11 protein-coding genes are annotated in these 11755 nt (G+C 64.7%); 6 read left to right on the forward strand and 5 right to left on the reverse strand.

The features are described 5' to 3' along the window. Positions 1-12: 12 nt before the first annotated feature. Together ACIBG0_RS20285 and ACIBG0_RS20290 are read right to left on the reverse strand one after the other, a co-directional pair. Positions 13-1089 carry a dihydrodipicolinate reductase gene (locus ACIBG0_RS20285; RefSeq protein WP_397034492.1) on the reverse strand — a complete coding sequence of 359 codons (1077 nt, stop codon included), beginning with the start codon at positions 1087-1089 and terminating at the stop codon, positions 13-15. Positions 1090-1294: 205 nt separating this feature from the next. Then, positions 1295-1897, reverse strand: coding sequence for a TetR family transcriptional regulator (locus tag ACIBG0_RS20290; RefSeq protein WP_397034635.1), 603 nt, complete (start codon positions 1895-1897; stop codon positions 1295-1297). Positions 1898-2060: 163 nt separating this feature from the next. On the opposite strand from ACIBG0_RS20290, the gene ACIBG0_RS20295 reads away from it, so the two are divergent. The 4 genes from ACIBG0_RS20295 (at position 2061) to ACIBG0_RS20310 (ending at position 6118) form a co-directional block, all read left to right on the forward strand. Then, positions 2061-2894 (forward strand): mycofactocin-coupled SDR family oxidoreductase, encoded by an 834-nt coding sequence (locus ACIBG0_RS20295; protein WP_397034493.1) that lies wholly within the window; start codon positions 2061-2063, stop codon positions 2892-2894. Positions 2895-2905: 11 nt separating this feature from the next. Next, positions 2906-3730, forward strand: coding sequence for a mycofactocin-coupled SDR family oxidoreductase (locus ACIBG0_RS20300; RefSeq protein ID WP_397034494.1), 825 nt, complete (start codon positions 2906-2908; stop codon positions 3728-3730). A 70-nt stretch (positions 3731-3800) separates the two neighbouring features. Beyond that, positions 3801-4631 (forward strand): carboxymuconolactone decarboxylase family protein, encoded by an 831-nt coding sequence (locus ACIBG0_RS20305; RefSeq protein ID WP_397034495.1) that lies wholly within the window; start codon positions 3801-3803, stop codon positions 4629-4631. A gap of 8 nt (positions 4632-4639) precedes the next feature. Further along, the gene (locus tag ACIBG0_RS20310; RefSeq protein ID WP_397034496.1) at positions 4640-6118 is read left to right on the forward strand and encodes an aldehyde dehydrogenase family protein; all 1479 of its coding nucleotides are present in this window, start codon (positions 4640-4642) and stop codon (positions 6116-6118) included. A 212-nt stretch (positions 6119-6330) separates the two neighbouring features. Here the strand turns inward: ACIBG0_RS20310 and ACIBG0_RS20315 are convergent, their stop codons facing one another. Continuing rightward, positions 6331-6750, reverse strand: coding sequence for a winged helix DNA-binding protein (locus ACIBG0_RS20315; RefSeq protein WP_397034497.1), 420 nt, complete (start codon positions 6748-6750; stop codon positions 6331-6333). Positions 6751-6911: 161 nt separating this feature from the next. On the opposite strand from ACIBG0_RS20315, the gene ACIBG0_RS20320 reads away from it, so the two are divergent. Both ACIBG0_RS20320 and ACIBG0_RS20325 read left to right on the forward strand, forming a co-directional pair. Next, complete coding sequence (locus ACIBG0_RS20320; RefSeq protein ID WP_397034498.1) at positions 6912-8798, forward strand: hypothetical protein; 1887 nt, start codon at positions 6912-6914, stop codon at positions 8796-8798. 590 nt (positions 8799-9388) lie between these two features. After that, the gene (locus ACIBG0_RS20325) at positions 9389-9871 is read left to right on the forward strand and encodes a hypothetical protein (RefSeq protein ID WP_397034636.1); all 483 of its coding nucleotides are present in this window, start codon (positions 9389-9391) and stop codon (positions 9869-9871) included. 65 nt (positions 9872-9936) lie between these two features. Here the strand turns inward: ACIBG0_RS20325 and ACIBG0_RS20330 are convergent, their stop codons facing one another. Continuing rightward, the gene (locus ACIBG0_RS20330; RefSeq protein ID WP_397034499.1) at positions 9937-10755 is read right to left on the reverse strand and encodes an NAD(P)-dependent oxidoreductase; all 819 of its coding nucleotides are present in this window, start codon (positions 10753-10755) and stop codon (positions 9937-9939) included. A 163-nt stretch (positions 10756-10918) separates the two neighbouring features. Continuing rightward, positions 10919-11755, reverse strand: a complete 837-nt coding sequence (locus ACIBG0_RS20335; protein ID WP_397034500.1) for a mycofactocin-coupled SDR family oxidoreductase — start codon at positions 11753-11755, stop codon at positions 10919-10921.

Raw genomic sequence — 11755 nt, forward strand, 5'->3', positions numbered from 1 at the left:
CCTACGGTCCGATCATGCCAGCGACGCTGTAATAGTGGGGAGATCGACCGCGGTGCGGATCCCGGGCGCGGCTGCGCAGACGAATGGAATCGCGTTCACCGGCCGATTGGCGGTATAGGCCGGTGAGATCTCGTTCATCTGCGTCAGCGGGAACGGAAAGCGCATATCGATGTCCAACGGCGCGTCACCGTCGACCCGCACACGCCACCCGGTAGGGCGAAGATCCCAGGCGGCGTCGAGGTCGGTGGTGCAGTACCAGTTGGCGCGAAACTGCAGCAGCACTGTCCCCTTGTGTCGCCCGGAAATCGTGATTCGCTGCGCCGCAACCGTTCCCGCCTCCAGTGTGCCCGCGACGATCTCCGTCCGACGCCGGGCGAGTGCGACTTCGGCGGTGGCGTCGACGGTATCCAACGGCCTGCCGATGGCGTCGGCGACCAGCTGCAGCGACGGACCGAACGCGTGCCGCAGATTATCCGCCCGCCGGGTGTCGAACTGCGCGGGCGGACGGCCGAACCCCATGATCTCGAACGGGATCGCCGGTGAATCCCGTTGCGACATATCGGCGTATTCCTCGATCGTGAGGCCACGCAACTCGCGCTGAATCGAGGACAGCACGAGCGGAACCGCTTCGGTGATGAAGCCGGGACTGCTTCCGGTGCTGTGGATCGAGGTGTTCCCGGCCCGACAGGCGGACTCGACGCGCGCGCGGACGGCCGGATCCATACTCGCGGGACGGTGGAATTCGCCGCAGGTGGTGACGATATTGGCCCCCGATTCCAGCAACCGACACACGGTATCGATATCGCAGCGCAGCGGCATGTAGAGCACACAATCGGCGCCGAGGGCGAGGATCTGATCGAGACTGCCGGTAGCCGTGACACCGGTGGCGCCCAGCCCACACAACTCCCCCGCGTCGCGCCCGACCTTGTCAGCCGAGTAGGCGTAGACACCGGCCAGGGCCAGGTTCGGATGCTCGATCACCGCTCGCAGAGCCCGTGCTCCGACATCGCCGGTAGCCCATTGGACCACCCGATAGGAAGAAGTGGTCGGCGGGTCGATGACAGGGTGGGACAACGAAACCGATTTCATGCCTGCCTCGTTCGGTCGGTCTTCCTCGACGAGCTGGGGCGGTGGGTTCCGCATGAAGCAGCGTGGTTCGCATACACCCGGCGAGAATGATAATCTCATATTTTGATAACAGTATTACCACAAGTCAGCAACCAGGTGGCCCGATTTCCGCGGCGCCGAGACTCGAAGGTTCCCGGGCACGGCCGACTCCGAGAAAAGCCCAGCGCTACCGGCTCTCGTGCGCAGCCGCGTACCCCGATGTCAGCCAGTACACCGTGCGGTCGACCGCGGGCACGATCGCGGTCACATCGATCTCGCCGCACGCGAAGCGCCCCAGCAGGCCGTAGACCAGGCTCGACAGGATCGTCTCGAGATCTCGCACGAAATCGGCGTCGACGTCGGCCAGCACCGCCATGGCAGCGGGAACGACGGCGTCGAACCCCCGTCGGATCAACTTCTCACCACCGGGCGTAGAGCGAGCCCGGAAATAGGCGGCAAGCAGGGCGGGGTGGCGCTCCCACGGTTCGAAAATGCTGCGCAACACTCGCATCAGACCGACGTAGAGGCTCTCGTCGGCACCGGAGACCTGCGTGTCCAGTCCGGCGTACCGGTTCTCCGCCATCCACAAGTCCAGCGCCGCCAGGATCAGTTCATCCCGGGTGCCATACAGCTTGTAGATCTTGGTCAGCGATACCCGGGCGCGCCGGGCGACCTCGCGCAACAGCAATGCGTCGTAACCCTCGGTCTCGAGCAGTTCCACGACCGCCCGCCGGATCCGGTCACTCGCCTCCTCCGGCACCTCGCCCGACTCCACACCCGCCCTCGCGATCAAAATCCGATTCCTTCCCGCACGCCAGCGAGCGTGCTACTCTCCAATTCTGGTAATGAGATTACCGCAGTACAGCGCATACTTTCGCGCTCGATGATAACCGTGTTCTCGCCCGACTCGGCCGGGGCGGCACGGATCGGCTCGGCATTGAAGTGAGGATCAAATGGGTTCGTTAGATGGCAAAGTCGCCTTCATCACCGGTGTAGCGCGTGGGCAGGGCCGAAGCCACGCCGTGCGATTGGCTACCGAAGGTGCCGACATCATCGGTGTGGACATCTGTGCCGACATCCCCGCCAACCCGTACCCGTTGGCCACGCGCGAGGAGCTCGACGAGACCGTCGCACTCGTGGAGGCCAAGGGCCGTCGCATGCTCGGCTCGGTCGCCGACGTACGTGACTTTCATCAGATACGCGCCGCCTTGGACTCCGGTGTCGCCGAATTGGGCCGTCTCGACATCGTTTGCGCCAACGCCGGGATCGCCCCGACATCGTTCGAAGAGGTTCCGATCGAGACCGAACTCGAAATGTGGAACGCCGTGATCGGAGTCAATCTCTCCGGTGTTTTCCATGTCACCCGCGCCGCGATCCCGCACCTGATCGCCGGCCAGCGCGGGGGCGTCATCACCTTGACCAGTTCCACCGCCGGTCTGGTCGGACTCGGCGGCATGGAGGGTGGTGGCCTCGGCTACGCGGCCGCCAAGTCCGGCCTCGTCGGCATCATGCGAGTACTGGCGAATGTTCTTGCACCGCATAGCATTCGGGTCAACACCGTGCACCCGACCGCGGTGAACACCATGATGGCCATCAATCCGGCGATGATGGAGTGGGTGCAGAACCATCCCGAATCCGGGGGTCCGCACCTGATGAACCCCATGCCGGTCGCGATGCTCGAACCCGAGGACATCAGCGCGGCGATCGCCTTCCTGGCCTCCGACGAGGCCAAGTACATCACCGGTGTGGCACTGCCCGTCGACGCCGGCTTCTGCAACAAGTTGTGAGCAGGGCCGAGATGACCACCGAAAACACGCAACGTATCGGACGCGTAGCCGGCAAGCGCGTGCTCATCACCGGCGCTGCCCGAGGTATGGGTCGCAGCCATGCGGTCCGGCTGGCAGAAGAGGGCGCCGACCTGATCCTGATAGATGTCTGCGGACCGCTGCCGGAGATCGAATACCCACTGTCCACGCCCGCGGATCTGGCGGAGACGGCGCGCCTGGTCGATAAGCACAACCGCCGCGCGATCACCAAAACAATAGACATCCGGGACGCTGCGGCACTGGCTGCGGCCGTCGCGGACGGCGTTGCACAGCTGGGCGGCCTCGACGCCGTCGTGGCCAATGCCGGTGTACTGACCGCGGGCACTTGGGATACGACGACACCCGAGCAGTGGCGGACCGTGGTGGATGTCAACCTGATCGGTACGTGGAACACCTGCGCCGCAGCGCTTCCGCATCTCGTCGAGCGCGGCGGCAGCATCGTCAACATCAGCTCGGCGGCGGCTATCAAGGGCACGCCGCTGCACATCCCCTACACCGCCTCGAAGCTCGGCGTCGTAGGAATGAGCAAGGCACTCGCCAATGAGCTTGCGGCACAGAATGTTCGCGTCAACACGGTGCATCCGACCGGAGTCCCGACCGGAATGACTCCGGCGTCACTGTTCAAACTGCTCACCGAAGAGCGGCCGGATCTGGCTCCGCTGTTCGGCAACGCACTCCCGGTCCCGATGGTGGAGGCCCTCGACATCAGTAATGCCGTGTTGTACCTGGTCTCCGACGAGGCGCGCTACGTCACCGGCATGGAGTTCAAGGTCGACGCCGGCGTCACCCTCAAGTAGCACTCCGCTCCCGCACGCGAGACCCGATCACCGCAGCGACCGGAGCACCGACACAGAAGGCACACAATTCATGACAACAAACACGGTGGATGCCCCGGACCTGGCTCGCTCGGAACGCGGCAAGCGCGAGTTCGCCGAAGTGATGACGTTCCCGGCCCCAGACGATTCGAGCCCGACCATCGCCAATGGCCTGGTCGACTTCGTGTTCGCCGAGATCTGGACCCGTCCCGGACTGACCCGGCGGGAACGGCGCTTCATCACGCTGTCCTGCGTCGCCGACGCCGACGCCGAGCAGCCGATCCTCGACCACGTCTACGCGGCGCTGAACAGCGGTGACATCACCATCACCGAAATGCGCGAAGCGGTCCTACATTTCGCGGTCTACGCCGGCTGGCCCAAGGCCTCCCGGTTCAACATGATCGTCGATCAGCAGTGGGAACGCATCAATCGCGAACGCGGACAGGAGGTTCCGCCGCAGGAACCGCTGCTGCCGCTGGTCACACCCAGCGACCCAGAAGCCCGGCTGGCCCGCGGCGAACAATCCTTCATGGACGTCAACTGCCTGCCCTACTTCCCCGACCGCAACAACCCGTACCAGGGCGCGGGAATTCTCAACTTCGTCTTCGGCGAGATGTGGCTGCGGCCGGGGCTGGGGATGAAGGAGCGGCGTCTGATCACGGTCGCTTGTGTGGCATTCCAGGACGCGCCGTACCCGATCATGTCCCACGTCTATGCCGCGCTGAAGAGCAAGGACCTGTCCTTCGCCGAAATGGACGAATTCGCCTTGCATTTCGCCGCCTATTCCGGTTGGCCGAAGGCATCCCAGCTCAACCAAATGATCGCCGAGCAGAAGCCGCGGGTGCTGGAGGAATGGCACGCCGAAGACGGAAAGACACCGTAGGAGCACTCATGTCTACGACAACGGAAACTCTGCAACCGCCCGAACCACCATTGCGGGGTGGATTGGTCATCGGCGGCGACCGGCTCGAACGGACCTCCGGAGGCAGCCAGGAGCACATCTACCCTGCCACCGGACGACCCAACGCGACGCTCCATCTGGCAGGCCCCGCCGAGATAGACCAGGCGGTCGATTCCGGGCGGGAGGCGCACCGGGAATGGATGTCGTTCACCGCCGACCGCCGCCGAGATCTGCTCATCGATCTGGCGGACGCGGTCGGACAGGGCATGGGCGACTTCTCGCGGCTCAACGTGCAGGACTACGCGGTACCGGTGTCGCTGGCCATCAATACCGTGCTGCTCGAACGTTTCCTGCGCCATTTCGCCGGATATGTCGACAAACCGCACGGCCTCAGCACACCGGTGGCCGGCTCCCTCGACCTCGACTTGATCGAGCGCGAACCCTACGGTGTGGTCGGTGTAATCGCGCCGTGGAACGGCGCCATGGTCGTGGCCGCGTCGTGCGTAGCGCCGGCGCTGGCCGCGGGCAATGCCGTGGTGTTGAAGCCGTCGGTGCTGGCGCCCTTCGCCGCCCTGCGCTTCGGAGAGCTGTGCACGGAGGTCGGGCTGCCGACCGGGCTGGTCAACGTGGTGCCCGCGCGGGCGGAGGGCGGTGACGCCCTCGTGCGGCACCCTGGCATTCGCAAGATCCATTTCACCGGTGGCGGCGACACCGCGCGCAAGATCCTGGCGAGTGCGGCGGTCAATCTGACGCCAGTGGTGGCCGAATTGGGCGGCAAGTCGGCCAACCTTGTCTTCGAGGACGCGAACCTGGATGCGGCGGCGCAGCTGGCGGCGTACCAGGGGCCGATTGTGCAGTCGGGGCAGAGCTGTGCCTGCGCGAGCCGCATCCTCGTGCACGAGTCCGTCTACGACGGCTTCCTCGAGAAGTTCGTCGCAGTCGTCGAGGCTGCGAAGATCGGCGATCCATTCGATCCGACCGTCACGTTCGGCCCCGTGATCAGCGCGGGCGACGCCGAACGAATCCTCGGTGTGATCGACCAAGCGGTCGCCGACAAGTCCGGAGAGCTGATCACCGGCGGCAAACGCATCGGCGGCGATCTGGCCGATGGCTACTACATCCAGCCCACGGTGTTCGGCAACGTCGACAACTCCTCGGCGCTGGCGCAGATCGAGACCTTCGGCCCGGTCGTGTCGGTGATCAAGTTCGCCGACGAGGCGGAAGCGATCCGGATCGCCAACGATTCGCCGTACGGGTTGAACGCCTTCATCCAGACCACCAATCTCACCCGGGCACATCGGGTGGCGCGGCAACTGGAGGCGGGTTCGATCTGGATCAACCAGATCAGCGACATCTCGCCACAGGGACCTTACGGCGGCTACAAGCAAAGCGGCTACGGCCGCACCGGCGGCCTCGATGGCCTGTACGAATTCCTACAGATCAAAAACATCCGGATCGGAATGACCTGAGGCGACCTAAGCAGGTAGACCGACGATGCGGGCCCAGTGACCGAAACGGTCGCTGGGCCCGCACCACGCCCGTCGATATGCCCGGAGTCGAACCACATCCACGGCGGACCGACCGCCTCGACGTATGGAGCTGATCGCCGCGGCCATCGGTTAGGCCCTTCGCAGGTTGCTCCGCGCGCATGCGTCCGACGGCGGTGCCGACGATGGCACCATCACCGATCCGGCAGCAGCACGTCAGCGAGCTCGGCAAGCAGTTCCTTCGCCCGGCGAGCCGCGACCGGATCGCCCAGCGCGGCGACCAATGCATCGTCGACGCGCGGGGCGGTTCGTCGTGCGATGGCCTTGAACAGGACATCGGTTGGATAGACAAGGGTGCGCCGCCGATCGGCCGGGTCGACGTCGGTGGCCAGCAGCGCCTCGTCGACCAGCCGCGCGACGCAGTCGGATACGTGGCCTTGGGAGAATGCGATCCGCTCCGTTATCTCGCCGACCGAACTGCCCGGATTGTCGATCACATCGGTCAGCACGGCGATCTCCCCCTCCGGGGGGAGTTCGTCAGCGGATTCGAGACCGGCCTGGCGCGCGAGCTCGATCAGATATCTACCCAGCCGGTGCAGCCGTCTGCCATCCATGGGACAAGCATACGACATCCATTGGTGCCGATACATTATCATGAATGTATCGGCACCGATACTATTCCGGAATCGCATACACACTTGTGGTATCCACATTACGGTTGGCCGATAACAGCGTTACCAAAAAGATAGCAAGCATAACTGCAGGTAGGTGCTCCATGGGCGATGTGACTCACGTTCGTTGGTCTGGACGGACCCGGCACCGGTGGCGCATCGCCGTCGTGATGCTGTCGGTATTGGCAAGTCTGTCCTGGCAGCCGGCGTGGTCGGAACCATCGGCAAGCGTGGTGACGGTGGATCCATCCGATCAGCTGCACATCAAGGCCGACGTCAGCGAGTTGCCGGTACTGCCGACGGCACCGTCCACCGACGCGGGCTCGTGCACTGAGGCCGTCAATCCGCACACCACCGGCTGCGTCAGCCCTGCCTGGGGCGCGCTGGGTGCGGTGGGTACCTACTACCCCTCGAGCGATTACGCGCTGGTTGGCGCGGTCCTCGCCGGCGCACCGGCGGCAGGGCCCGCCAGCAGTTTCAACGGCCCGCAGGTGCTGTTGGTGCACACCGACGGCAAGACCTTCCCCAACGGCGACGGCTGGAAGTGCCTGACCTGCGGTGTTGCCTACCCGGCGAGTTGGAGCGACAACAACAATTTCACCTATGCGCTCAACAGTTTCCATGACGGTAAACGGGCGCTTGCCGGCTCGGCCATCATCGACTGCGGCCAATACCAGTTCGCCGATGAGCAATGCACACCGGCGCAACTGCACGCCTATCCGCTGTACTGGGACGATGGCTCCGGTAAACCCGGCACGCTGCGAGAACCGCGCCTGAATCCGGACGACAAGCACATCGGATTCAGCTACATACCGCCGTCGAAGGAAGTCCTCGCGGAGTATGCCTTCGCGGGCACACTGAGATTCGACCAGGCGAACGGCCGCTACGACATCGACAACGTGCGGACCATGTACAACCCGAATCCCGAGTTCCAGCCGTACACGGTCGACGGCAACCAGCTGAAGTTCAACCCGGCCGGGATGATCGGCGAGTTCCGCGGCTGGAGCGCCGACGGCACATCCGCTCTCGGCATCCAGAGCTACGAGTCCGGCGGCATCGATCTGTGGGCAACCGACAACGCCACCGGAAAGTCGCGGCCACTCACCCGGCACGCGATGTACACCGACCCGAACTCCGCCTCGCCCGACGGGAGATACCTGCTGTCGGAGCAGGTGATCGGTTCCGGCAGGCTGGACTTCATCTCCGGTCTGCGGGGTATTCCGCCGATCACCGACCAGATGCCGACCACCGCACACATCTCCGGCATACGCAATAACGGGCAACGCCGGTTCTTCCTGCCGTATCTGGTCGACGCCGACTCCGGACGCGGCGAGCACATCGACACCCCGGGCGAACCGAATTGGAACGCCGCCGCGGACCCCGCCTGGCTGGCCGACAGTACCGCAGCGATATGGGCGGAGAACCTGGTGACAACACCGGCTTGCGGTGGCGGCAACCCGCTGCCCTGCCCGACATCCGACGAGCCTGGCGGCCGCCACAGCCGGGTGATGATCGCGCGTTTCGATGGCCTCCGGCCGACCCCACCGCCGACCGTGGCCCCGGCGCCGGATGTGGCGTGGGGTCTGCCGTACCACCCCGGCGACACACTGCCCGCATTCCCACACCTGCCGGGCGGGACCTACGCGCTCGAGGGTGCCAAGGGCGGCCGGGCGGAGGTGGTGATCACCGAGGACTCGTCGAAGGCACTGATCTCGAAGATCGAAGTCACCTACACCGATTTCCAGAACGACACCGACGCCACGATCAACGGCACCGAGAGCGTGGAACGCGGGTCCGACGCCCAGATCGCCGCGATCACCTGGCACGAAAATCTGAAGGTGACCGGCAAACATCAGGGAACCAAGGTCACCAGTGAGCCCGGTGGATTCACCCTGTCACCGGCAGTGCTGGAAAACAACTTCCAAGCCACGGGCACCATGACAACAACCATCGATGGGACGACCCACACGCAGCCGGCCAACGGGGCCTAGCCGAAGTCCGACCGAATCGCCCGCAGGCGATATCGACCGGGGCGAATTAGTGCCGACGATTGCGATTCGCAATCGTCGATTAGTTGTGCAATTCGAAAAGCGTCACGCCATCTGCGCTATGAGACTCCGCGACAAAAGCTTCGCTGAGGCCTTGCCGCCGTCGGCAAATATCCTTACGGTGTCGTTGTAGCGATCGAACGTAGAGTCCCGATATCCAATGGCACGCTCTTTCGGTAGCCTGTTCGATGAATTCGAACGGAGGCGACGAATTCGAATGCCCGCCGAATTCAGTATTGCCCTGCTGCCAACCGAATACGTGTAAGCGGACATCGCACTACCCCGATCGGCTATGGAGCAATGTCGTTCCGAAGACCGTCGACGAAACGGTGCGGGATGACGCCGCTCTCGAGTCGGCGCGGCACAGGGCCGTGACGATCACCGCTTTGCTCGACGAGATGGAAACCCCGATGGCTGCTCGACCCGTTGATCTCACCTCCCACAAACTCCGGCGAGTGCACCCGCTCGCCCGTGCGGCAGCAGAGGCCCGCAACCATCGTCAGCGATATCAGCTGGTAGTGGTCGCGCCGGGAATTGCCGATGTCGTCCGATACGCCGGCGGCTGGCTCTTCGATCGGGTCATGGCCGGATGGGATGTCACGGCGATGGTCGCGGATCACACGGATACCCGTCCGCTCGACATTCTCGGTGTGCAGGTGGTCGGCCTCGACGAGGCATTGAGCTCACGGGTGCGAAGCCCGCTGCCGCAGACCATCGCCATCGATGCCGGGCTATACGCCGCGGATGCCCGGGTGCGGGACGGGATGCTCGATGTCTTCGATCACATGCTGATCGATCAGGTGATCCTCTGGGGTGATGAGTGTCCCACCGAGATCGACCGTCGGGTCGACTCGGTACAGCACCGGCTCAGCGTGGCCGCGCGGGCGTTCAAGCTGCGTGCCCTCTCGGCCATTGTCGCCGCGGTGGATACGGCCGAGCCGACCGAGCGATTTCGCGGCTGCGCCCTCTATCCGGGAGGTGGCGGTTTCGGAGATCTCGTTCCGGCCGTACGGTAGCCGGACTGGAAGCAGCCGTCGGGTGCCGAGAAGGACGCACCAGGCGTTGGCGAATCCGATATCGCTCAGCGGAACTCGTCCATCAGGGCAAGGGTGGTCTCGGCCGCCGTGAGCACCGGGCCCTTCGGCGCATCGGCTCGCACGGCGAGATCGGTTACCAGGCCGACGTCCTTGCGCAACAGGTCGGCGGCATAGATTGCCAGCTGCTGAAGGCTTCCACCCAGCGGCGCGATAGTGCCGAGCGCAACGCTGTTTCCGCTGCCATGGCCGATGACCTCACCGAGTCGCACGGTGTCGACACCGAGTTCGCGTCCGAGGTCGAACGTCGTGGCGGCGGTCGCGAGGTTCGCCGTGAACAGCAGATTGTTGAGCAGCTTGGCGACCTGTCCGGCGCCCAGTTCACCAAGATGGACGACATGTCCAGCGTAGGTGTCGAACACCGGCCGGCACCGCTCGACCACCTCGGTATCGCCGCCGGCCATCACCAGCAATCTGCGCTCGGCGGCGGCCTGTCCGCCGCCGCTCACGGGTGCGTCTACCACCGAAACCCCCTGGGCTGCAGCCTTTTTCGCCAACTCGCGACAAGTGTCGGGATGCACGGTGCTGTGTACCGCGAGTACGCCGCCACTCGCCAGTCCGGCCAGGACCCCATCCGCCCCGTCGACAACTTCGACGACATCGGCGTCGCCGACCACACACACGCACACCAGATCGCTGGCCGCGGCGAGCGCGGCGGGAGAAGTCGCCACCGTCGCGCCGGTGTCCGCGAACGCCGCCAGCGTCTCTGGTCTGCGCGCCCACAGTGTGGTCTGGTAGCCCGCCTCGATGATGCGGCGCGCCATGGGTCCGCCCTGGCTGCCCAGTCCGATAAAGCCTATGCGCATAGTCAGTCCTTCAGGTGAATTCGAGATACTCACGTCGATGGCCTCCGGTAGATCCACGCGGCAGCGGGGTGGCAACGCACCGTCGAGCCGGATTCCCGACCGTTGACGAACGGGTTGCGGACGATCGTCTCGACCAGCAGCGCGAATTCCTTTGGTCTTCGGCTTACTTCAGCAGCATGCCGGCGTCGACCGGCAGGGCGACACCGGTAATGAACCTGGCCTCGTCGGAGACCAGGAACAGTGCCGCGTTGGCGATGTCTTCGGCATCGACCCAGGGGGTGGGCAGCACGTGCATGCTCTGCGATGCCGGAGCGAAGTCCTCCTTGGTCGGGTTCTCCAAGTCGGGCCGAAACATCTGGAAAGTCGCGTCATTGAGCAGCAGCGGTGTGCTGACCTGGGTCGGGCAGATCGCATTGACGCGAATATTCTTGTCACCCAGCTCTATTGCCAGCGTTCGCATCACACCGATGACGCCATGCTTGGCGGCGATGTAATGTCCGATATTCGGGTGCGCGCGCAGACCACCGCTGGAGCTGGTGATCACGATGGAACCGCCGCGACCACCCGCGACGAGATGCGGGATGCCTGCCTTCGCAGTGAGCCACACCCCGGTCAGGTTGACGTCGATCATGTCGCGCCAGACCTTCTCGCTCATGCGGTCGAGCCGCTTGCCTTCGCTTCCCAGGCCGGCGTTCGCCACCACGATATCGAGCCGTCCGAACCGCTCGACGCCCTCGTCGACGACCGCTTTCATCGCGTCGTAGTCGCGCACATCCACCTCGGCGGCGATGATTCGTCGGCCGAGCGCCTGCACCTGGTCGACAGTCTCGGCTAGATCCGCCGGCGTCGACATTGGAATGATGACGCCATCGAGCTGCTTGCAGACATCGACGCAGATAATGTCGGCGCCCTCTTGGGCGAGGCGCACCGCGTGGGCACGACCCTGCCCACGGGCGGCACCGGTAATGAAGGCGACCTTGCCCTCAACTCTTCCAGCCAT

The organism is Nocardia sp. NPDC050630 (assembly GCF_044457245.1).
In the GTDB taxonomy this organism is placed as follows: domain Bacteria; phylum Actinomycetota; class Actinomycetes; order Mycobacteriales; family Mycobacteriaceae; genus Nocardia.

Coding starts and splice junctions, on each gene's coding strand:
- ACIBG0_RS20300 (WP_397034494.1), top strand. CDS start 2,906: ATGACCACCGAAAACACGCAACGTATCGGACGCGTAGCCGGCAAGCGC.
- ACIBG0_RS20320 (WP_397034498.1), top strand. CDS start 6,912: ATGGGCGATGTGACTCACGTTCGTTGGTCTGGACGGACCCGGCACCGG.
- ACIBG0_RS20310 (WP_397034496.1), top strand. CDS start 4,640: ATGTCTACGACAACGGAAACTCTGCAACCGCCCGAACCACCATTGCGG.
- ACIBG0_RS20285 (WP_397034492.1), bottom strand. CDS start 1,089: ATGAAATCGGTTTCGTTGTCCCACCCTGTCATCGACCCGCCGACCACT.
- ACIBG0_RS20335 (WP_397034500.1), bottom strand. CDS start 11,755: ATGGCTGGAAGAGTTGAGGGCAAGGTCGCCTTCATTACCGGTGCCGCC.
- ACIBG0_RS20305 (WP_397034495.1), top strand. CDS start 3,801: ATGACAACAAACACGGTGGATGCCCCGGACCTGGCTCGCTCGGAACGC.
- ACIBG0_RS20295 (WP_397034493.1), top strand. CDS start 2,061: ATGGGTTCGTTAGATGGCAAAGTCGCCTTCATCACCGGTGTAGCGCGT.
- ACIBG0_RS20315 (WP_397034497.1), bottom strand. CDS start 6,750: ATGGATGGCAGACGGCTGCACCGGCTGGGTAGATATCTGATCGAGCTC.
- ACIBG0_RS20330 (WP_397034499.1), bottom strand. CDS start 10,755: ATGCGCATAGGCTTTATCGGACTGGGCAGCCAGGGCGGACCCATGGCG.